Here is a 21,939-nt window from a genome sequence, read left to right as displayed (position 1 = left end):
GCGTACCGGTGCACGAAATGCTCCGATGCGCCCCCGCCCGAAGAGCTGACACTCTGGGGCAAGGCATCCCTTGGGGTAGTCAGTTCGGGGCTCGGGGACGCCAACGGCGGCCGCGGCACGGGCGATTGACAGATACGTGCGGGGGGAGGGGGAGGCAATGCCTCGTTGGAGGGACTTACCGGAGGAACTCGATCCGCGGGTCCGGGAGTTCATCGGCCGACTGCGCACGCTCGTCGAGCGCAGCGGGCTGAGCGTCGCCGCCGTCGCCGACCGCACCGGCTACAGCAAGAGTTCCTGGAAGCGCTACCTCAACGGACGGCTGCTGCCCCCGTGGGGCGCGGTGGCGGCCCTGGCCGAGGCCACCGGCGCCGACGTCCACCACCTCGGCACGCTGTGGGAGCTGGCGGAGCGGGCCTGGAGCCGCTCCGAGACGCGGCACGACGTCACGATGGAGGCCATTGGCGTCGCGCGGGCGCGGGCCGCCATCGAGCAGTTCGACCCGGCGGCGCGGGGGGTGGACGCCCGGAGGAACGGCCGCTCCCCGGGGAACGGCCGGCCGAGGGTCGAACCGCCCGATCCGGTGCAGCCGTTGGTCGCGACGGCTCCGGTGCTCCCGGCTCGCGCGGCGTCGGCCGGACGGGCGCCGGACTCCGACGGGCCGCCTTCTCTTCCGTCGTCGTCCGCACCGCCGTCGTCGCCGCCTCCGAAGGGCCGGAAGCGCGCCGCGCTGTTCGCCGGGGGGCTCGTGGGTGCGCTGCTGCTCGTCGCCGGGGCCGTCCTTCTGCTCGACACGGGCGGCGACGGCGAGAAGCGCGGGGAGCGGCCGACCACCGCACCGGCCACCAGCGCGCGTCAGCGGCTCCCGGAGGGTGTGAAGTGCGCCGGTCAGGACTGCACCGGTCAGGATCCGCAGGCCATGGGGTGCGGCGCTTCCGCGACGACGACGGCCGACGTCACCGTCGGCACCGCGTATGTCGAGGTCCGCTACAGCAAGACCTGCGAGGCCGCCTGGGCCCGGGTCGCCCGGGCCACCCCGGGCGATGTCATCCAGGTCAGGACGCCGGGTGCGAACGGCGGCGCGGCCCGCTCGCAGAGCGGCAGGGTCGGCGCCGACGGCGATGCGTACACCAAGATGATCCCGGTGGACTCCGCCGCGCGGGCCACCGCGTGTGCCACCCTCGGCGGCGGTACGCGTGCCTGCACGGCCCCCGGCGCCCGGGGCTGAGTGGGCGGGGGCGAGGCCCGTCCGGGAACTCGTCCGGAGCCCGTCCGGAGGAATTCGAAACCGGGGGGAATGAGCCGGGGGAATCGGGGCAGGCGCTGCCCGAGCCCCCCCACGGGTGCGGCACTGGGCGGCCGCCTGCACTCCCCCTCCTGGCAGGCGGCCGCCAAAGTGCCCGGTGGTCCCATCTGCGCGGTGGTCCGGAACGCACGGTGAGCGGTTACACAATGGCCCGAGAGAACGTGGGTCAGGTGCCGTCGGATAGCCTGGCGCAAGTATCTCGACACCAAGAGATCTTGGACTGACAACACAGCGCAGGAGACCGCCATGACCCGCACTCCCGTCACCGTCACCGTCACCGGCGCGGCCGGCCAGATCGGCTACGCGCTGCTCTTCCGCATCGCCTCCGGTCAGCTCCTCGGCGCGGACGTGCCGGTCAAACTGCGCCTCCTGGAGATCCCGCAGGGGCTGAAGGCCGCCGAGGGCACCGCGATGGAGCTCGACGACTGCGCCTTCCCGCTGCTCCAGGGCATCGACATCTCCGACGACCCGAACGTGGGCTTCGACGGTGCGAACGTCGCGCTGCTGGTCGGCGCCCGCCCGCGCACCAAGGGCATGGAGCGCGGCGACCTGCTGGAGGCCAACGGCGGCATCTTCAAGCCGCAGGGCAAGGCCATCAACGACCACGCCGCGGACGACATCAAGGTCCTGGTCGTGGGCAACCCGGCCAACACCAACGCGCTCATCGCCCAGGCCGCCGCGCCGGACGTACCGGCCGAGCGCTTCACCGCGATGACCCGGCTGGACCACAACCGCGCGCTGTCGCAGCTGGCGAAGAAGACCGGCGCCCCGGTTGGCGAGATCAAGAAGCTGACGATCTGGGGCAACCACTCCGCCACCCAGTACCCGGACGTCTTCCACGCCGAGGTCGCGGGCAAGAACGCCGCCGAGGTCGTCAGCGACGAGCAGTGGCTGGCCGACACCTTCATCCCGACCGTCGCCAAGCGCGGTGCCGCGATCATCGAGGCGCGCGGCGCCTCCTCGGCCGCCTCCGCCGCCAACGCCGCCATCGACCACGTCCACACCTGGGTCAACGGCACCGACGCCGACGACTGGACCTCCGCCGGTGTGGTCTCCGACGGTTCGTACGGGGTGCCGGAGGGCCTGATCTCCTCGTTCCCGGTCACCGCCAAGAACGGGAAGTTCGAGATCGTCCAGGGCCTGGACATCAACGAGTTCTCGCGGTCCCGCATCGACGCGTCGGTGAAGGAGCTCGAGGACGAGCGCGAGGCCGTGCGGAGCCTCGGCCTGATCTGACGCGCCCCGGCCCGCCCCGACGCGGCAATTTCCGAAGGGTCACATTCCGGTATTCACTCCGGAGTGTGACCCTTCGGCCATGCACTGTAATCGCGGGCCATCTTCCCCTACCGTGGAGGCAGTTGCTACGGCCTCGGGGGGAAACATGGCCAATACGCGTGGTGATCATTTTTCCGGCGGTGCTGATCCGTCCGGTAGTGCTGATTCTTCTGGCGGTGCGGGTCCGTCTGGCGTTGCGGGTCCTTCGGTAGGGGGTCACTCCGCTCGTCTGCCGCGGTCGCGGGCGGAGCCGCCACCGCCGGTCCCTTCTTCTCGTACCGCCGCGGACGCTTCTCCCCACGCCACCAGCGAGGCCACCCGGCTGTTATGCGCGGGCGCCTATCTGGACGACGACTTCCGGGACGCGGTCGTGGACGAGCTGTATGTCCACGAGGAGCGTGCCGTGGCGCCCTCGCTGGGCATCGACGCGGTCCGGGTGCTGGCGCACGCGCTGCGCGCGCGCCGTCTGGAGGCGTGCTGGACCGCGCTGCTGGTGTCCTTATGGGTGCTGGACTTCCTGCTGGCCCAGGGCTTCTTCTATCTCTTCCTGCTCTCCTGCGCGCTGCTACTGCTGGCGGCCTGGGCCAGGGGCGGCGCCATGGGCGCCTTCCGCGCCGACTATCCCGGGGCCGACGGGGTCACCCTCACCAGGCGGCGGGCGGCCGCGGTGCTGCGGGCGCTCGGCTGTCTGTGCCTGCTGTCCTATGTGTTCTCCGCCCTGACGCAGGCGCTCACGGACGGGCAGTCCGATCCGAGCGGGTTGCAGGACCTCGCACCGATCCTGGTCACCGGGTCGGACACCACCGCCGCCTGGTTCGCGCTGGTGATCCCGGCCGCGATGGCCGCAGCGGTCGCCCTGCACCGTGAGCATGTGGCCCGGGTGCTGGCCACCGATCTGGAGCCGGAGACCTTCGCCGACCCCGCCGCGGACCCCGCGGAGCGATTCGAGGGCGGGCGCTTCCAGCGGGTGCGGGCCCTGATCCGCCGTGAGCAGTACTCACCGGTGATCCTCTACCACGATCGGCACCCCTTCCTCGGCGCGGGCACCGCCCATGACACCTGGACCCTCGCCGTGGAGCTGCGGCCGCGCGAGGGCGGCGATCCGGTGCCGCTGGACAACCGCGTGATCCTGGAGCGGATCCGGCCGCTGGTCGAGAAGTTGCGCACCCCGGCCACCCAGGGTATCGCCTCCGTCCAGGGCACCACCCCCACGCAAGGCACCACCCCCACGCAAGGCACCACCCCCGCTCAAGGCACCGCCCCCGCGCAGGGCGCAACTCGCGCCGTCGCCGAGAGCCGCGACCGGCTGCGCGGCCTGGAGCTCGACGAATGCGTCTTCCTCAAGGTCACCGGATTACGGAGCCGCTCCTTCGTGCCGTACGGCGAGGCGGACTTCGCGCGGGAGCGGGCGGAGGCCGTCGAGGAGGGCGGCGAGATCCGTCGGCACTTTCTGCGCATCCGCGTCGGCGCATGGCGGGAAGAGGTCGTCATTACCGTCTTCGTGCGGGTGCATACGCAGGGCGGCATGCTGATGCTGGAGTTCGCCCCGCATGTGCTGCGCCCGATCCGCCCGGACTTCCGGGCGGTCGACCGGCTCTCCGACTCCCACCGCCGCGGCGGGCTGCCCGGCAAGGTGATCTGGGCGCTGGGGCGGACACCCACGGCGGCGGGCCGGGCGATCATCTACGCCTTCCGCTCGGCCGCCTTCCTCTGGCGGATGTACGCGGGGGGCTATGAGGCGGCCATCCCCGACGGGCCCTGGGTCTCGGTGCGGGAGTTGGGCAGCGACGCCGGCGCATCGCTCTTCCAGGAGATGGATGTCAGCCGCTATCTGAAGAGCGTCGAGGACCGGGTGGCCAATGGCGTGCGAAGGGCGCTCGACGAAGCCGGCTGGGAGACCGGTGAGTTCGAGCAGAAGGTCATCAATGTGAGCGGCGGCGGAGTCTTCATCGAGTCCGCGGAGCACAGCGCCTTCGGCTTCGGTGACCACAACACCATCAGCAACACCACCGGAAGCAATGGAGCGGGAGGCGGCCATGGCGATGGCTGACACGGAGGACGGTAGCGACATGAGCGGCGGCGCGGACCACGCGGCGGGCGCGAGCGGTGGCGGCACGACCCCGGCGGCGGGCGGCGGGAGCACGTTCGGAAACATCCGGTTCGGCAAGGTGCAGGACAGCGCCATCGGCTTCGGCGACCACAACCACATCGTGAACGGACGTCAGGCGGAAGCCCCTTGCGACCCCGCCTATCAGGAGTTGCTGGAGGCCGTTCGCCAGCTTGCCGAGGATCTGCGACGGGTGGTCCCGAGCCCGGAGGTCGGCGCGCTCTCCGACGAGCTGGACCGGACCGAGGACGAGATCGAGCGCACCGGGCGGGCGGGGGCCGGCCGACTGGCCCGGATCCGGGTGATGTTGCAGGACGCGAGCGCCAGTGTCGGCATGCTCGCCTCGGGCGTCGCCGTCGGACAGGCGGTCGGCGCGCTGTTGGGCGGGTGAGATGAGCACGCCGGGCGGCGAGGGGGGCCGTCGATGGGACGAGGAGGCCCAGCGCTGGGTGGGAGTGGGCGCGGAGCCGCCGGCTCCGGGCCGAAGACCACCCAATCCGCATCTGGGCACGGTGCTGCTGGCGGTGCTCGCCGTAGTGCTGGTCGGCGGGATCGGTTTCGGCGCCTGGAAGCTGGTGTCGGACGGCGGGGACGACAAGCCCCGGGCGGACGGCGGTTCGCCCTCGGCCTCATCCTGGTCGCCCTCGGCCGGACAGCCGTCGGCGTCGTCGGGGCCGTACACGGAGCCGACCTCGGCACCGCCATCGGTGTCCGAGGACAGCACCCAGGGGCCGCCGGCGGACTATGTGCGCACCACCGACCCGGAGGGGTTCCGGCTGGATGTGCCCACGGGCTGGCAGCGGGTCAAGCGCGACACCGGGGTGTTCTACGAGTCGTCCGACGGAGGCAGTCTGATCCAGGTCTTCGCGCTGACCGAGCCCGACATCACTCCGTACGAGGCGCTGAGCCAAGCCGAGACGGGGCTCAAGAAGAACCCCGGCTACAAGCGGTATGACCTCAAGCGGCTCGGGCCCGGCGATGACGCGGACGCGGAGCTGGAGTACGGCTACCGGAGCGCCAAGTACGGCCCGCGCCGGATACTCGACCGGGCCTTCACCGGCCCGGACCGGGTGCAGTACGCGGTGCTGGTCGCGGGCCCGGCCGACGACTGGCCGAAGCAGCGGGAGCGGCAGGGCATCGTGCTGGCGTCCTTCTGCCCCACGGCCTACTGCCCGGTCACCTGACCGGCGGCCGGGCGACGGATAAGTATCGGTGCGGTGACAGGGGGTGGGGCGGCCCCCGAACCGGGTACATCGATGTGGGCCGACACGGCTTGTCCGCATATGGGAGCAGAGATCCATCATCGGGGGGCATAGATGAGCATGCACAACGGGGGAGCGCCGGGGCAGGACGCCAGGCGGGTGCTACGGGCGCTGGCGGTGGCGATCTTCCTGGTCGCGGGGATCGCGTTCTCCGGATGGGTGGCCTTCGGGGGCGATGGCGGCTCCCGGAATCAGGCGGGTCCGCTGCCCTGGGACCGCGAGAGCCCCACGGCCACGCCGAGCGGGGAAGCCTCCCAGCCGAGCGATCTCTACCCCTCGCCCGGCCCCGAGGCCAGCGGGCCGACCGATCTCCCGACCGATCTCCCCACGGCCCCTCCGACCGGGGCGCCCTCCGGGTCCCCGTCCGCGACGCCGTTCGGCACCCCGTCCTCACCCTCCCTGAGGGGCGCCGCCCCGCCCGCGGGCTACAGCACCCAGGCCGACCCGGCCGGGTACCACCTCGCGGTTCCGGACGGATGGCGGCGGACGACCGAGGGCCCCAGCGTCTACTACACCTCGCCCGACGACAGCACCGTGATCCAGATCTTTGAGCTGCACGGCCCCGAGTCGACGCCGTACGAGTCCGCCCAGGAGGCCGAGCGGATCGCCTCCACCCACCGTGACTACGAGCAGATCGCCCTCACCCGGTTGGGCTCGGCGGCCATGGACCCGGTCCAGCTGGAGTACACATACGAGTCCAAGAGCGACGGCCACCGCCGGATGCTCGACCGCCGCTTCGCCGCACCCGGCGGCACCATGTACGCGGTGCTGGTGAACGGCCCGTCCGGGGCCGGGGACCGGGTGGAGGAGCGGGAGGTCCACCAGGCGGCGGTGGACACCTTCTGCCCGACCGCCTACTGCACCGCGTCGTGACCGCGCCCCGTTGCGGCCGCACTGCCTGCTGATCACACTCCCCGCCCCCGTTGTGACCCGAACCACTTCTTGACCGCACGGTCTCTTGACACACAGGCCGATCATGAGCCCAGGAGCCGGTTCCGCCTTCGGATCACGTGAGCCGGCCCACTTTCTCTTGCGAATCGCGCATAGGTTCCCGCCTTCCGGTTAGGGGTCCATGTTGCTGGCTTGGACCAGTGGCACAGCACGCGGAACCGGAAGGCAGAAATCACGTGGCGGCAGTCGAGACCATTCATGTGGACGGGGTGTGGCGGGCAGCCGCATCCGGGGCGCAGCGGGAGGTCCTCGACCCCGCGGACGCCAAGACCCTCGCCGTCGTCGCGGAGGGTGGTGCCGAGGACACCGACGCGGCGATCGCGGCCGCGCGCCGCGCCTTCGACCAGGGCCCCTGGCCCGGGACGCCGGTGGCCGAGCGGGCGGCGCTGCTGCGCCGCGTCGCCGACCTGCTCCAGCGCGACCGCGAGACGATCGCGCTCATCGAGAGCCGTGACACCGGCAAGACCCTGGAGGAGGGCCGGGTCGACGTCGACGACGTGACCAACGCCTTCCGCTACTTCGCCGATCTGGTCGCGGGTGAGTCGGCCGGGCGCGTGGTCGACGCGGGCACCCCCGATGTGCACAGCGTCGTGGTCCATGAGCCGGTCGGCGTCTGCGCGATGATCACCCCCTGGAACTATCCGCTGCTCCAGGCCAGCTGGAAGGTGGCCCCGGCGCTGGCCGCCGGGAACACCTTTGTGATCAAGCCCAGCGAAGTGACCCCGCTGTCCACCGTCCATCTGGTGAAGCTGCTGGCTGAGGCCGGGCTGCCGGCCGGGGTGGCCAACGTGGTCACCGGCGCGGGCGACCCCGTGGGCGCCCGGCTGTCCGAGCACCCCGATGTGGATCTGGTCTCCTTCACCGGTGGTCTGGTCAGTGGCACCAAGGTCGCGCAGGCCGCCGCGCCGACGGTCAAGAAGGTCGCGCTGGAGCTTGGCGGCAAGAACCCCAATGTGGTCTTCGCCGATGCCTGTGCCACCGCCGAGGGCTTTGACACCGCCGTCGACCAGGCCCTGAACGCCGCCTTCATCCACAGCGGCCAGGTCTGCTCGGCCGGTGCCCGGCTGATCATCGAGGAGTCGGTGCGCGAGCGGTTCGTAGCCGAACTCGCCCGCCGGGCGGAGAAGATCAAGCTGGGCCGCGGCACCGAGGACGGTGTCGAATGCGGTCCGCTGGTCTCGGCCCAGCAACTGGACAAGACCGAGGCGTATGTGGCGTCCGCCCTCGAGGAGGGGGCGTTGCTGCGTTGCGGTGGCAAGCAGCCGGAGCCCAGCGAGGTCCGCCCGGCCACCGGGTACTTCTACCTCCCGACCGTGCTCGACCAGTGCCACCGCGAGATGCGGGTGGTGCGGGAGGAAACCTTTGGGCCGATTCTGACGGTCGAGTCCTTCCAAACCGAGGACGAGGCAGTCACACTCGCCAATGACACGGAGTACGGACTGGCCGGCGCCGTCTGGTCCGCCGACACCGCCCGGGCGCGGCGCGTCGCCGCCCGGCTGCGGCACGGCACCGTGTGGATCAACGACTACCACCCCTACCTTCCGCAGGCCGAATGGGGCGGTTTCGGCAAGTCCGGGGTCGGGCGCGAGCTCGGTCCCGCGGGCCTTGACGAATACCGCGAGACCAAGCACGTCTACGAGAACCTGCGGCCGAGCCCGGTGCGCTGGTTCGCCGGCTGACCCCCGCCGCCGGCCCCGCCCGGGGCGCGGCCGGGCCCGGACTCGTCCCCCGGGGCCCGGACCCGGCCGCGCCCGATCGCGGCGACCGGCGGCGAGAAGCCGTAGGCACGTAAGGCACCGCAACACCCCCACCCCAGGGGCGGCAGCAGCCCCCGGCCCGCACCGGCGCGAGCCGTTTGGGTAAGACCGCGAGGAGTAACCCCACATGTCCGTACCTGTCGCATACGACTACGTCGTGATCGGCGGCGGCACCGCAGGATCGGTGATCGCTTCCCGGCTCACCGAGGACCCGGACATCCGTGTCGCCGTCATCGAGGGCGGACCGTCGGATGTCGACCGGCCTGACGTGCTCACCCTGCGCCGCTGGCTCGGCCTGCTCGGCGGCGACTTGGACTACGACTACCCCACCACCGAGCAGCCACGCGGAAATTCGCATATCCGGCACAGCCGGGCGCGGGTGCTCGGAGGGTGTTCCTCGCACAACACCCTGATCTCCTTCAAGCCGCTGCCCGGTGACTGGGACGAGTGGGCCGAGGCCGGCGCCGAGGGCTGGGACGCGGAGTCCATGGACCCGTACTTCCAGCGGCTGCGCAACAACATCGTCCCGGTGGACGAGAAGGACCGGAACGCGATCGCGCGGGACTTCGTCGACGCCGCCCAGGCCGCCGCCGATGTGCCGCGGGTGGAGGGGTTCAACAAGAAGCCGTTCCACGAGGGAGTCGGCTTCTTCGACCTCGCGTACCACCCGGAGAACAACAAGCGCTCCTCGGCGTCGGTCGCCTATCTGCACCCGTTCCTGGACCGGCCCAACCTCCATCTGATGCTGGAGACCTGGGCGTACAAGCTGGAGCTGGACGACACCGGCCGGGTCACCGGCGTGCACGTCCGCACCAAGGACGGCGAGGAGATCCTGGTCCGGGCCGAGACCGAGGTCCTGGTCTGCGCGGGCGCCGTGGACACCCCGCGGCTGCTGATGCACTCCGGTATCGGGCCCAAGGCCGATCTGGAGGCGCTGGGCATTCCCGCCGTCCACGATCTGCCGGGCGTCGGCGAGAACCTGCTCGACCACCCCGAGTCGGTCATCGTATGGGAGACGGACGGCCCGATTCCGGACAACTCCGCGATGGACTCCGACGCGGGGCTGTTCATCCGGCGCGACCCCGAATCCCGGGGCCCGGACCTGATGTTCCACTTCTACCAAATTCCGTTCACCGACAATCCGGAGCGGCTGGGCTATGAGAAGCCCGAGCACGGGGTGTCGATGACCCCCAACATCCCCAAGCCGCGCAGCCGCGGCCGGCTCTACCTCACCAGCGCCGATCCGTCCGTCAAGCCCGCCCTCGACTTCCGGTACTTCACGGACGAGGAGGACTACGACGGCCGCACGCTGGTCGACGGCATCCGTGTCGCGCGTGAGATCGCCAAGACCGAACCGCTGGCGAGCTGGCTCAAGCGCGAGGTGTGCCCGGGCCCGGAGATCACCTCGGACGAGGAGATCAGCGAGTACGCCCGCAAGGTCGCGCACACCGTGTACCACCCGGCGGGCACCTGTCGTATGGGTGCCACGTCGGACGAACTCGCCGTGGTCGGCCCCGATCTGCGGATCCGGGGCCTGAGCGGCGTCCGTATCGCCGACGCGTCCGTCTTCCCGACGATGCCGGCCGTGAACCCGATGATCGGAGTCCTGATGGTGGGCGAGAAGTGCGCTGAGCTGCTGTTCGAGGAGCGCGATCGGGAACGGCACCGGCCCGATGACCGAGCCGCGACGCTGGCGCCGGGAGGTGAGGCGTGATGGCTACGACCGTGGTCCCCGAGACGCCCGACACCCCCAAGAACCCCGAGAGCGGCGAGCGCACCCCGGTGTTCTCGGTCCGCGACCTGTGGAAGGTCTTCGGCCCCAAGGCCGACCGGATCCCCGGCTCCGCCGAGGCGAAGCTGTCCGCCGGTGAGCTGCGCGCCCGCACCGGCTGCACCGCCGCCGTCCGCGAGGTCTCGTTCGACGTCCAGCCGGGCGAGGTGTTCGTGGTGATGGGGCTGTCCGGCTCCGGCAAGTCCACCCTCGTCCGCTGTCTCACCCGGCTGATAGAGCCCACCTCCGGGACCCTGAAGATCGACGGCGAGGACATCCTGGCCATGGACAAGGCCCGGCTGCGCGATCTGCGCCGGCATCGCGCCGCCATGGTCTTCCAGCACTTCGGGCTGCTGCCGCACCGCTCCGTCCTGGACAACGTCGCCTACGGCCTGGAGATCCAGGGCGTGGGCAAGACCGAGCGCCGGGCCAAGGCCGCCGAGGTGGTGGAGAAGGTCGGTCTCACCGGCTTGGAGCGCCGCCGCCCCGGTCAGCTCTCCGGCGGCCAGCAGCAGCGGGTGGGCCTGGCCAGGGCGCTCGCCGTCGACCCCGAGGTGCTGCTCTTCGACGAGCCGTTCAGCGCGCTCGACCCGCTGATCCGCCGCGATATGCAGGAGGAGGTCATCCGGCTGCACCACGAGGAGGGCCGGACGATGGTCTTCATCACCCATGACCTGAGCGAGGCGCTGCGCCTCGGTGACCGCATCATGCTGATGCGCGACGGCGGGATCGTGCAGCTGGGCACCCCGGAGGAGATCGTCGGCTCCCCGGCGGACGACTACGTACGGGACTTCGTCCGCGATGTGCCGCGCGAGCAGGTGCTGACCGTGCGCCGCGCCATGCGCCCCGCGACCTCCGACGAGCAGGACGGCGGGCCCGCGCTGGCCCCGGGCACCACGGTCGCCGACGCGATCGAGGCCGTGGCCCGCACCGGCGGCCCCGCGCGCGTCGTGGACGGCGGCCGCTGCCTGGGCGTCGTCGACCACGCCTGTCTGCTGAGCGTCGTCGCGGGCCTGGACGGCAAGGAGGTGGCCGCGGCATGAGCCCCACCTCGACCCTCTCTCCGCCAGGCCGCACCGGGGGGCGCCCGTGAGCGCCACCGCCACCCGCCCCTCCACCGACCCCGCCACCGAACCGGCGGCCACCGGGACGGCGGCGGACGAGACGCGCCCGTCCCTGCTGAGCGCCGTCGTGCGCAGCCACGCCGCGCGCAAGCTGGCGGTGCTCGTCGTGATCGCCGCCGTGCTCATACCGCTCGCGCACGCCAAGTGGGCGAGCGGCAGCTGGCCGGACGCGTTGACCGTCGATGTCTCAGGACCGCTCGGCAAGGCCAGCGACTGGATCATCGACAACCGCGACAGCCACTGGATCTTCCTCTACTTCTTCGGCCACATCAGCAACGTCATCATCATCGGCGTCCGCGCCGTCTATGTCGCGCTGCTCGCCCTCGGCTGGGCCGGGGTCACCGCCGGGCTGACCCTGCTCGCCTGGCGGGTCGCCGGGGTGCGGATCGCGGTGACGACCCTGGTGTCCTTCGCCGTCTGCGGACTGCTGGGCATGTGGGTGCCGACGATGCAGACGCTCGCGCTGATGGTCATCGCCGTCACCGCTTCCGTCGTCATCGGCGGACTGCTGGGCCTGGCCGGCGGCCTCTCGGAATGGGCGTTCCGGGTGCTGCGGCCGGTGCTCGACACCATGCAGGTGCTGCCCGCGTTCGCGTATCTGCTGCCCGTCGTGATGATCTTCGGCAACGGTGTGCCCGGCGCGGTGCTGGCCACCGTGATCTACGCGGCTCCGCCCATGGCCCGGCTCACCGCCCTCGGCCTGCGCGGTGCGGACGCCGGGGTGCTGGAGGCCGTGACCTCGCTCGGCGCGACCTGGCGGCAGCGGCTGCTGTCCGCCCGGCTGCCGCTGGCCCGCAAGGAACTGCTGCTGGGCGTCAATCAGACAATCATGATGGCGCTGTCCATGGCCGTGATCGCGTCCGTGATCGGCGGCGGTGGTCTCGGTGACCGCGTCTACCAGGCGCTGTCCAGTGTCGACGTCGGTAAGGCGCTCGCCGCGGGACTCCCGATCGTGCTCCTCGCCGTGGTGATGGACCGCACCATCGGGGCGGCGGGCGAGCGGCTCGGTGAGCCCCCCGCCGAGGGCGGGCCCCGGCTGCTGCGCGGCTGGCGCGCCTGGGCGGGCGCCGCGGTGATCACCGCGGTGGTGACCCTCGTCGGACGGCTGACCGGGTCCCAGACCTGGCCGACCGGCTGGACCGTCGCCATCGAGGAGCCCGTCAACCAGTTCAAGGAGTGGATGGTCGACCACCTCTACACCGGAGTACCGGTTGTCGGCGGCACCGCCGAATGGGCCGCGGACTACGTCAAGTGGATCCTCGACCCGCTGCGCGAGGGGCTCCAGGGCATCCCGTGGTACGGAATCCTGCTGATCGTCGCGGCGCTGGCCTGGCTGATCGGCACCTGGGGCACCGCGCTGACCGCCACCGCCGCCATGGCCGTGATCGGTGTGCTCGGAGTGTGGGAGCCGTCCATGGACACCCTCTCCCAGGTGCTGGCGGCCGTCTTCGTCACGCTGGTGCTCGGCTTCGCGATCGGCATCTGGGCCGCGCGCAGCACCCGGCTGGAGCGGATGATGCGACCGGTGCTGGACATGTTCCAGACCATGCCGCAGTTCGTGTATCTGATCCCGGTGGTCGCGCTGTTCGGCGTCGGCCGTGCCCCGGCGGCGGCCGCGGCCATCGTCTACGCGCTGCCCGCCGTCATCCGCATCACCACCCAGGGACTGCGGAACGTCGATCCGGCGGCGCTGGAGTCGGCGCGTTCGCTCGGCGCCACCCAGGGGCAGCAGCTGCGCCAGGTCCAGCTTCCGCTGGCCCGCCCGGCGCTGCTGCTCGCCGTCAACCAAGGTGTGGTGCTGGTGCTGGCCGTGGTCGTCATCGGCGGTCTGGTCGGCTCGGGCGCGCTCGGCTACGACGTGCTGTTCGGCCTGGCGCAGGGCGATCTGGCGACCGGTCTGGTGGCGGGCACGGCGATCGTCTGCCTGGGGCTGATGCTCGACCGGGTGACCCAGCCGACCTCGCGCCGCGACAGGAAGGGGGCTTGAGATGGCTCGCACCCGCACTCAGCTGCTGATGGCCGCCGTCGGGGTCGCGGCCGTGTTCACCGCGACCGGCTGCGGCGCGGCGGACATGACCAAGCAGTCCTCGCCGTACGCCAATGTGGGCGGGGCGAAGAGCGTCACGCTCTCGGTCCAGTCCTGGGTCGGCGCCCAGTCCAATGTCGCGGTCGCCCAGTATCTGCTGGAGCATGAGCTGGGCTACCGCGTCGACACCGTCCAGGTGGACGAGATTCCGGCCTGGGACGCGCTCAGCCAGGGCCGGGTGGACGCGATCCTGGAGGACTGGGGCCACCCGGAGCAGGAACAGCGCTACGTCAAGGACAAGAAGCTGATCGTGTCGGGCGGCGGCCTCGGCGTCACCGGCCATATCGGCTGGTGGGTGCCGAAGTACTTCGCCGAGAAACACCCGGACGTCCTGAACTGGAAGAACCTCAACAAGTACGCCAAGACCTTCAAGACCGCGGAGAGCGGCGGCAAGGGCCAGCTGCTGGACGGCTCACCGTCCTATGTCACCAATGACAAGGCGCTGGTGAAGAACCTGAAGCTTAACTACCAGATCGTCTTCTCGGGTTCGGAGGCGGCGCAGATCACCCAGATCAAGCAGTTCGCCAAGGCCAAGAAGCCGTTCCTGTCGTACTGGTACGAGCCCCAGTGGCTGTTCAACCAGGTACCGATGGAGGAGGTCAAGCTGCCCAAGTACACGGACAAGTGTGCTGAGGAGGGCACCAAGGACCCGGAATCCGTCGACTGCGCCTACCCGACCACACCGCTTCAGAAGTACCTGAACGCGGACTTCGCGAAGGGGGGCGGCAAGGCGGCGGCGTTCCTGAAGAAGTTCCACTGGAGCAAGAAGGACCAGAACGAGGTGTCCGAGTTGATTGCCTCGAAGGGGATGTCGGCCCAGGAAGCCGCGAAGCAGTGGGTCGAGGAGCATCCGGACGTCTGGAAGAAGTGGCTGCCCTGAGCGCGATCCGGGCTCAGGACAGCCTGGGCGATCGGATTACTTGAGGAAGCCCGCGGTGTCGAGGGTGAGGCCGAGCGGTTCGGGGAGCGTCACCGGCTCCCCGAACGTCGCTCGGTGCTTATCCCGGTAGCGGCCCTTCCCGTCCGGTACGGAGTACACGGTCGTGGAGCCCTCGTCGTCGTGTGGGTCGATCAGCAGATAGATCGGCACGTTGGAGTGCGCGTAGCCCTTGACCTTGGCCTGGAGATCGCGCGCTCGGGTTGAGGGCGATGTGATCTCGGCGACGAGCAGGACGTCATCCGCTTGGACCTGCCACTCCTCCATGCTCTTCAGCGCTTCCGACTCGCAGATGAGCAGGTCCGGGATGAACCTCTCCTCCGTCGCGGGGAGGAAGACCGTAGCGGTGTTGGTGATGATCCAGTCTTCCGGTACCTCACGGTTGAGACGACGCTGGAGTCGCCCATAGATCCAGTTGTGGAAATTCGCAGGCGTCGGTGAGATGACGATCTCCCCCCCGATGAGTTCTGCCCGCATTCCATCCGGCAGCTCCAGCTGGGCATGGATGTCGAGCAGATTTACGAACTCTTGGTCGGGCAGTGGCGCCGTCATCACGAGACCTCCCATTGGTGGGTCCCCCTTCTGGCTGTGTTGCCTTCGTGCCGTACTGCCATGCGGGGGCCTGCCACCATCATGCGTTACGTGATGGCTCCGACGTCGGACAATGGCCCCCGCCGTCAATAACGACGACGGGGGCAGATGGTCACACGTTCGGCTTGTAGGCGCCGGGGGCCATGCGGGTGGTCACACCGATGCGGTTCCAGGCGTTGATGGTGAAGATCAGGGCGATGACCTGGGCCAGCTCGCGCTCCTCGAAGTGCTTGGCGGCCCGCTCATAGACCTCGTCCGGGACGAAGCCGTCGGTCAGCACGGTGACGGCCTCGGTCAGGGCGAGGGCGGCCTGCTCCTTCTCGGTGTAGAGGTCGCCGGCCTCCTCCCAGGCGTTGAGGAGGTACAGGCGGTCCTCGGACTCGCCCGCCGCGCGGGCGTCCTTGGTGTGCATGTCGAGGCAGAAGGCGCAGTGGTTGAGCTGTGAGGCACGGACCTTGACCAGCTCGGCCAGCGTCGGGTCGACACCCTTTCTGGCGGCCGCGTCCAGGGTGACCATGGCCTTGTAGACCTCGGGGGCGGCCTTGGCGAACTGCATCCGGGGGCCGTGTGCATGAGAAGTACCGGTCGTCATGGCTCCACGCTAGAGGCCGGGCGGCCCAGGAGTATGGTCCATTTCCATGGCGGATTCATGGGCCACTCCGAGGGGCGAACCCGGACAGCGGACAGACGGCCTTGGACAGCGGACGGACGGCCCCGTGCCGCGGGCGGGTGGTCCGGCCGGGCTGGGGACGGATCTCCACCTGGATCTGCCGCGGGGCGGCGGGACCGGGGTGCGGGACGCGCTCATCCGGGCCCTGCGCGACGCCGTACGCGGCGGACGGCTCGCCCCGGGCACCCGGCTGCCCTCCTCCCGTTCCCTCGCCGCCGACCTCGGCATCGCCCGGAACACCGTGGCCGACGCCTATGGGGAGCTGGTGGCCGAGGGCTGGCTGACGGCCCGGCAGGGCTCGGGCACCCGGGTCGCCCGGCGCGTCGTGCCGCCGGAGCCCGCCCCGCCGCGCACCCCGCCGCCCGCCGCCGTGGCCGCCACCCGTCCCACCTACGATCTGCGGGCCGGCCAGCCCGATGTCTCGGCCTTTCCCCGGTCCGCCTGGCTTTCCGCGGCCCGGCGCGCCCTGACCGCCGCGCCGAACGACGCGTTCGGCTACGGCGACCCCGCCGGACGGCCCGAGCTGCGGCGGGTCCTGGCCGACTATCTGGCGCGCGCCCGCGGGGTGCGGGCCGCGCCCGAACGGATCGTGATCTGCGCCGGGTTCGTCCAGGGGCTGGCCCTGCTCAGCAGGGTGCGGGCGAAGGCCGGACACCGTGCGGTGGGCGTGGAGTCCTACGGGCTCGACGTCCACTGGAACGTGATGCGCGGGGCCGGGCTGCGCACCGTGCCGCTGCCGGTCGATCAGCAGGGCGCGCGGACGGCGGAGCTGGACCGGTCGGCCGGGCTGCGGACGGTTCTGCTCACCCCGGCGCATCAGTTCCCCACCGGGGTTTCGCTGCACCCCGACCGGCGCGCCGCCGTGGTCGACTGGGCGTCGCGGGTGGGCGGGCTGATCCTGGAGGACGACTACGACGGGGAGTTCCGCTATGACCGTCACCCGGTCGGGGCGCTCCAGGGGCTCGACCCCGAGCATGTGGTCTATCTGGGCACCGCAAGCAAGAGCCTGGCCCCCGCGCTGCGGCTCGCGTGGATGGTGGTGCCGGACCATCTGCTGGACGACGTCCTGGCGGTCAAGGGAACCGGGGAGTGGCAGTCGGGCGCGCTGGATCAGCTGACGCTCGCGGAGTTCATCGACTCCGGGGCGTACGACCGCCATGTGCGCGGTATGCGGATGCGCTATCGCCGCCGCCGCGACCAGTTGGTGGCGGCGCTCGCCGAACGCGCCCCGCGGGTGCGGGTCACGGGCATCGCGGCGGGGCTGCACGCGGTGCTCCAACTGCCGCCCGGTACCGAGCGGTCCGTGGTGCAGGGCGCGGCCTGGCAGAGCCTCGCCCTGGAGGGGCTGTCCCGCTACCGCTACCGCGAGCAGCGACAGCCGGACGAGCCAGGACCCGGTGCGGCCGGGCAGCCGGACGCGCTGGTCTTCGCCTATGGCGCCCCGCCCGACCACGCCTTCACGGGCGCTCTGGACGCGTTGTGCCGGGTGCTGCCATGAAGGCCACGCCGCCGTTGTCCTAAGGTGGGCGGTCGCGGTCCCGGGGCCGGGGAGAGGACGGCCCCGGGCGGGACGACGGCCTCGGGGGAGATGACGGCCTCGGGGGAGAGCAACGGGGAGACGGGGATGGAACGGAAGACGACGCGGCGGCTGCGGTCGAGCACGGTGATACTGGGCGGTATGGGCGCGCTGGCGGCGGCGCTCACCTCCTGTGGTTCGGAACCGGACAAGCGCTGTGTGGACCGGAACAGCTATGACGCGGTGAACGGCTATCGGGTCGTCGACTCCAGCGCCTGCAAGGGCTCTTCGGCCACCACGGGCGGCAAGGGCAAGAAGAGCCGGGGCACATCGGGCGTCGACGGCGAGTGGTACTACGACTCCGACACCAGCGGCCGCTGGGCGGACCACGGCACCTTCGACAAGAGCAAGGCGGCCGACCGGGGCGGCTTCGGCTGCTCGGGCTCCAGCGGCGGCTGAGCGGGGCGGCCCACGATGAAGCGCCACACCATCGACCCCCGCCCCGACTGGCAGTCCACGGTGGAGGAACAGGGGGTCATCTATCCCCTGACCCGCTACCCGGACGGCTCGCTGCGCCCCTACTGGGACGAGAGCGCCTACTACGCCTTCTCGCTGCCCGAGGTCGAGGCGCTGGAGGAGGTCGTCGAGGAGCTGCACCGGATGTCGCTGGCGGCGGCCGCCCATATCGTCGAGACCGGCCGCTTCGCCGACCTCGGCATCGACGATCCACGGCTGGCCGGGCTGATCGCCGAGTCCTGGCACCGCAGGGCCGAACAGCCCAGCGTCTACGGCCGGTTCGATCTGCGCCACGACGGTGAGTCGGGCCCGGCGAAGCTGCTGGAGTACAACGCCGACACACCCACCTCGCTGGTGGAGGCGGCCAGCGCCCAGTGGTTCTGGATGGAGGACCGCTTCCCGGACGCCGACCAGTGGAACTCCCTCCATGAACGGCTGGTGGACGCCTGGCGCACCCAGGCGGCGCTGCTGCCGCCGGGGACGCCCCTGTACTTCGCCCATTCGGCCGGGGACGAGCTGGGCGAGGACCTGATGACGGTGGCCTACCTCAGGGAGACGGCCGAGCAGGCCGGGCTGAGCACCGAGGCGATCTCCATGGAGGACATCGGCTGGGAACGGCTGTCCGGCCGCTTCGTGGACAAGCGGTTCCGCTTCATCCGGAGCTGCTTCAAGCTCTACCCCTGGGAGTGGCTGGCCACCGACCGGTTCGGCCCGCATGTGCTGGACACGCTGGACAACGGGGGCGGCACCGGATCCACCCTGTGGATCGAACCGGCCTGGAAGATGCTGCTGTCCAACAAGGCGCTGCTGGCCGTGTTGTGGGAGCTCTTCCCGGACCACCCCCATCTGCTGCCCGCCTACCTCGACGGCCCCCGGGAACTGGCCCGCACCACCGGCTATGTGGCCAAACCGCTGCTGGGCCGCGAGGGCGCGGGAGTCACCGTGCATCCGCCGGGCGAGGAGCCCGTCGTGCGCGACGAGCCGTGCTGCTACCAGGAACTGGCGCCGCTGCCCGACTTCGACGGCAACCGCGTGGTGCTCGGCGCCTGGGTGGTCGAGGGCGAGTCGGCGGGGCTCGGCATCCGCGAGTCGGCGGGGCTGGTGACGGATGAGTACGCGCGCTTCATTCCCCATGTGATCCTCTGAGCCGCGCGGGATCACGGAGCTGTACGGGGCTCCCGAGCCGTATGGGGCTCCCGAGCGGTACGGGGCTCCCGAGCGGTACGGGGCCGCCGAGCCGTACGGGGCCACCGAGCCGTGCGCGCTCACTCGGCCAGCACCGCCCTCAGCTGATCCAGCCCCCACTCCAGATCCTCCTCGCTGATCACCAGGGGCGGGGCGATCCGGATCGTGGCGCCATGGGTGTCCTTCACCAGCACTCCGCGGTCCATCAGCCGCTCGGAGATCTGCCGCCCGGTGCCCCGCGACGGATCGAGGTCCACCCCCGCCCACAGCCCCCGGCCGCGCACCTCCTGGACCCCCCTTCCCCGCAGCAGCCCCAGCTCCCGGTGGAGCAGCTCGCCCAGCGTGGCCGAGTGCCGCTGGAACTCTCCGGTCCGCACCATGGCGATGACCTCCAGGGCGACCGCGCAGGCGAGCGGGGAGCCGCCGAACGTCGAGCCGTGCTCCCCGGGGCGGTGCACCCCGAGGACCTCGCGGGAGGACACCACCGCCGACACCGGCACCACCCCGCCGCCCAGCGCCTTGCCCAGCACATAGACATCGGGGACCACGCCCTCGTGCTCGCAGGCGAAAGTGGTGCCGGTCCGGCCGAGGCCCGACTGGATCTCATCGGCGATGAAGAGGACATTCCGCTCCCGGGTCAGCTCCCGGACCCCGGCCAGATAGCCGGGCGGCGGTACCACCACCCCCGCCTCGCCCTGGATCGGCTCCAGCAGCACGGCGACCGTCTCCTCGGGGGCGGCGTCGAGCGTCGCCTCCATCGCCGCCAGATCCCCGTACGGCACGATCGGGAACCCGGGGGTGAAGGGGCCGTGGTCGGCACGGGCCTCGGGATCGGTGGAGAAGCTGATGAGGGTGGTCGTCCGCCCGTGGAAGTTGTTCCCGGCCGCGATGATCCTGGCCCGGCCGTACGGGACGCCCTTGATCCGATAGCCCCATTTGCGGGCGGTCTTGACGGCCGTCTCCACCGCCTCCGCGCCCGTGTTCATGGGCAGCACCATCTCCATGCCGCACAGCTCGGCCAGCTCGGAGCAGAAGGCGCCGAAGCGGTCGTGGTGGAAGGCGCGCGAGGTGAGGGTGACCCGGTCCAGCTGGGCCTTGGCGGCCCCGATCAGCCGGCGGTTGCGATGCCCGAAGTTGAGCGCCGAGTATCCGGCGAGGAGATCGAGATAGCGGCGGCCCTCGACATCGGTCATCCAGGCGCCTTCGGCGGACGCGACGACGACCGGCAGCGGATGGTAGTTGTGCGCGCCATGGGCCTCGGCGGCGGCGATGGCCCGCTCCGCGGAGCGTCCCGGTCCCATCTTGTCCTCCTTGTCTCTCTAGCTAGAGTGGGGGTGCGCATCGTGACTGGCGAGCCGAGCGTGGAACCGACCACGAGGAAGCGATGCGCGGCCACAGCGCCACGAGGTGCCGCCCGCCTGGGCACCCCGGGACACGACCGGACCGTCACCGATCGCCCCGGAGGACTCGATGAGCCTGCCCTTGTCCCATCCCGCCCTTCTCGCCGCCGACCCCGAACTCGCCTCCCTCGTCGGCTCCGAGGAGCTGTTGCAGTCCGAGACCCTGCGCCTGATCCCGAGCGAGAACTATGTCTCCGCCGCCGTCCTGGAAGCCTCCGGGACGGTGCTACAGAACAAGTACAGCGAGGGCTACGCGGGCCGCCGCTACTACGAGGGCCAGCAGGTCATCGACCAGGTGGAGACCCTGGCGATCAACCGGGCCAAGGCCGTCTTCGGCGCCGAGCACGCCAATGTCCAGCCCTACTCCGGCTCGCCCGCCAACCTCGCGGTCTATCTGGCCTTCGCCCAGCCCGGTGACACCGTGATGGGCATGTCACTGCCCATGGGCGGTCATCTCACCCATGGCTGGGGCGTCTCCGCCACCGGCGCCTGGTTCCGCGGCGTCCAGTACGGGGTGCGGCAGGACACCGGTGCGATCGACTTCGACCAGGTGCGCGAGCTGGCCCGCAAGGAGCGGCCCAAGATGATCTTCTGCGGTGGCACGGCGGTGCCCCGCACGATCGACTTCGCCGCCTTCGCGGAGATCGCCCGCGAGGTGGACGCGGTGCTCGTGGCCGATATCGCGCATATCGCCGGTCTGATCGCGGGCGGCGCCCATCCCTCGCCCGTCCCGTACGCCGATGTCATCTCCACCACCACCCATAAGACGCTCCGGGGTCCGCGCGGCGCGATGCTGATGTCGCGCGAGACCCATGCCAAGGCCATCGACAAGGCCGTCTTCCCCGGGCTCCAGGGCGGTCCGCACAACCAGACCACCGCCGCCATCGCGGTGGCCCTGCACGAGGCCGCCCAGCCCGCCTTCCGTGACTACGCCCGGGCCGTGGTCGCCAACGCCAAGGCGCTCGCCGAGGAACTGCTCGCCCGCGGCTTCGATCTGGTCTCCGGCGGCACCGACAATCATCTGATCCTGATGGACCTGACGCCCAAGGAGGTGCCGGGCAAGGTCGCGGCCAAGGCCCTGGACCAGGCCGGGATCGTGGTGAACTACAACACCGTGCCGTACGACCCGCGCAAGCCCTTCGACCCCTCCGGCATCCGGATCGGCACCCCCTCCCTCACCTCGCGCGGTCTGTCCACCGAGCACATGCCCGCCGTGGCCGACTGGATCGACCGCGGGGTGACCGCCGCGGGGAGCGGTGACGAGGGCGCCCTCACCAAGATCAGGGCCGAGGTGTCCGAGCTGATGGCGGCCTACCCGGCGCCCGGTCTGCCGACCGGCTGACCCCCGGTGCGGGGCCCTGCCCGGCCTCCAGGCCGGGCAGCGGCCGCCACCACTGCTCCTCCCGGATCCGGTCGTCGTCGGCCACCGGCACCGGCAGGCCCACGATCCGGGCGAGCACCCGCTCGACCAGCGTCTCCCCGCCCCCC

General features: G+C 71.1%; 18 protein-coding genes and 1 riboswitch. Of the genes, 15 read left to right on the top strand and 3 right to left on the bottom strand.

Annotation, left to right across the window (positions count from 1 at the left end):
• Positions 1–157 precede the first annotated feature (157 nt).
• The 11 genes from ABD329_RS08480 (at position 158) to ABD329_RS08430 (ending at position 14,516) form a co-directional block, all read left to right on the top strand.
• Complete coding sequence (locus tag ABD329_RS08480; protein WP_198277964.1) at positions 158–1,225, top strand: helix-turn-helix domain-containing protein; 1,068 nt, start codon at positions 158–160, stop codon at positions 1,223–1,225.
• A gap of 324 nt (positions 1,226–1,549) precedes the next feature.
• Positions 1,550–2,539: a malate dehydrogenase gene (locus tag ABD329_RS08475; RefSeq protein WP_198277965.1), complete on the top strand. Its 990-nt coding sequence runs from the start codon at positions 1,550–1,552 to the stop codon at positions 2,537–2,539.
• A gap of 145 nt (positions 2,540–2,684) precedes the next feature.
• A complete protein-coding gene (locus tag ABD329_RS08470; RefSeq protein WP_425574300.1) occupies positions 2,685–4,628 on the top strand; it encodes a hypothetical protein in 1,944 nt (647 codons plus the stop codon).
• Positions 4,615–5,076, top strand: a complete 462-nt coding sequence (locus tag ABD329_RS08465; RefSeq protein ID WP_198277968.1) for a hypothetical protein — start codon at positions 4,615–4,617, stop codon at positions 5,074–5,076. Before ABD329_RS08470 ends, ABD329_RS08465 begins: the two co-directional genes overlap by 14 nt.
• A 1-nt stretch (position 5,077) precedes the next feature.
• Positions 5,078–5,869 (top strand): hypothetical protein, encoded by a 792-nt coding sequence (locus ABD329_RS08460; protein ID WP_214665015.1) that lies wholly within the window; start codon positions 5,078–5,080, stop codon positions 5,867–5,869.
• A 132-nt stretch (positions 5,870–6,001) separates the two neighbouring features.
• Positions 6,002–6,820: a serine/arginine repetitive matrix protein 2 gene (locus ABD329_RS08455; protein WP_246618556.1), complete on the top strand. Its 819-nt coding sequence runs from the start codon at positions 6,002–6,004 to the stop codon at positions 6,818–6,820.
• 254 nt (positions 6,821–7,074) lie between these two features.
• Complete coding sequence (locus tag ABD329_RS08450) at positions 7,075–8,577, top strand: aldehyde dehydrogenase family protein (RefSeq protein WP_037953407.1); 1,503 nt, start codon at positions 7,075–7,077, stop codon at positions 8,575–8,577.
• Between the two features lie 205 nt (positions 8,578–8,782).
• The gene (locus ABD329_RS08445; protein ID WP_198277966.1) at positions 8,783–10,369 is read left to right on the top strand and encodes a GMC family oxidoreductase; all 1,587 of its coding nucleotides are present in this window, start codon (positions 8,783–8,785) and stop codon (positions 10,367–10,369) included.
• Positions 10,369–11,469: a quaternary amine ABC transporter ATP-binding protein gene (locus ABD329_RS08440; protein ID WP_198277967.1), complete on the top strand. Its 1,101-nt coding sequence runs from the start codon at positions 10,369–10,371 to the stop codon at positions 11,467–11,469. Before ABD329_RS08445 ends, ABD329_RS08440 begins: the two co-directional genes overlap by 1 nt.
• Positions 11,470–11,515: 46 nt before the next feature.
• Positions 11,516–13,537, top strand: a complete 2,022-nt coding sequence (locus ABD329_RS08435; protein WP_425574299.1) for an ABC transporter permease — start codon at positions 11,516–11,518, stop codon at positions 13,535–13,537.
• 1 nt (position 13,538) lies between these two features.
• A complete protein-coding gene (locus tag ABD329_RS08430) occupies positions 13,539–14,516 on the top strand; it encodes an ABC transporter substrate-binding protein (RefSeq protein WP_198281496.1) in 978 nt (325 codons plus the stop codon).
• Positions 14,517–14,552: 36 nt separating this feature from the next.
• On the opposite strand, the gene ABD329_RS08425 is transcribed toward ABD329_RS08430, so the two are convergent.
• Together ABD329_RS08425 and ABD329_RS08420 are read right to left on the bottom strand one after the other, a co-directional pair.
• Entirely contained in the window at positions 14,553–15,125 is a 573-nt protein-coding gene (locus ABD329_RS08425; RefSeq protein ID WP_198281495.1) for a Uma2 family endonuclease, read from the bottom strand.
• A 151-nt stretch (positions 15,126–15,276) separates the two neighbouring features.
• Positions 15,277–15,756 carry a carboxymuconolactone decarboxylase family protein gene (locus ABD329_RS08420; protein ID WP_198281494.1) on the bottom strand — a complete coding sequence of 160 codons (480 nt, stop codon included), beginning with the start codon at positions 15,754–15,756 and terminating at the stop codon, positions 15,277–15,279.
• 46 nt (positions 15,757–15,802) lie between these two features.
• On the opposite strand from ABD329_RS08420, the gene pdxR reads away from it, so the two are divergent.
• From pdxR to ABD329_RS08405, 3 genes are all read left to right on the top strand, one after another.
• Complete coding sequence (gene pdxR / locus ABD329_RS08415) at positions 15,803–17,332, top strand: MocR-like pyridoxine biosynthesis transcription factor PdxR (RefSeq protein WP_425574298.1); 1,530 nt, start codon at positions 15,803–15,805, stop codon at positions 17,330–17,332.
• 126 nt (positions 17,333–17,458) lie between these two features.
• Positions 17,459–17,809: a hypothetical protein gene (locus tag ABD329_RS08410; protein WP_198281962.1), complete on the top strand. Its 351-nt coding sequence runs from the start codon at positions 17,459–17,461 to the stop codon at positions 17,807–17,809.
• A 15-nt stretch (positions 17,810–17,824) separates the two neighbouring features.
• Positions 17,825–19,012, top strand: a complete 1,188-nt coding sequence (locus ABD329_RS08405; RefSeq protein ID WP_198281961.1) for a glutathionylspermidine synthase family protein — start codon at positions 17,825–17,827, stop codon at positions 19,010–19,012.
• A 119-nt stretch (positions 19,013–19,131) separates the two neighbouring features.
• Here the strand turns inward: ABD329_RS08405 and rocD are convergent, their stop codons facing one another.
• Positions 19,132–20,352, bottom strand: a complete 1,221-nt coding sequence (gene rocD, locus ABD329_RS08400) for an ornithine--oxo-acid transaminase (RefSeq protein WP_344316157.1) — start codon at positions 20,350–20,352, stop codon at positions 19,132–19,134.
• Positions 20,353–20,384: 32 nt separating this feature from the next.
• Positions 20,385–20,482, top strand: a riboswitch (ZMP/ZTP riboswitch).
• Positions 20,483–20,521: 39 nt separating this feature from the next.
• Here rocD and ABD329_RS08395 point away from each other — a divergent pair.
• A complete protein-coding gene (locus ABD329_RS08395; protein ID WP_198282093.1) occupies positions 20,522–21,793 on the top strand; it encodes a serine hydroxymethyltransferase in 1,272 nt (423 codons plus the stop codon).
• Positions 21,794–21,939 lie beyond the last annotated feature (146 nt).

Origin of the sequence: Streptomyces javensis (genome assembly GCF_039525925.1) — a bacterium.
In the GTDB taxonomy this organism is placed as follows: domain Bacteria; phylum Actinomycetota; class Actinomycetes; order Streptomycetales; family Streptomycetaceae; genus Streptomyces; species Streptomyces asiaticus.
Note: the sequence above shows the minus strand (reverse complement) of the source record. Positions and strands in the feature narration are given on the sequence as shown.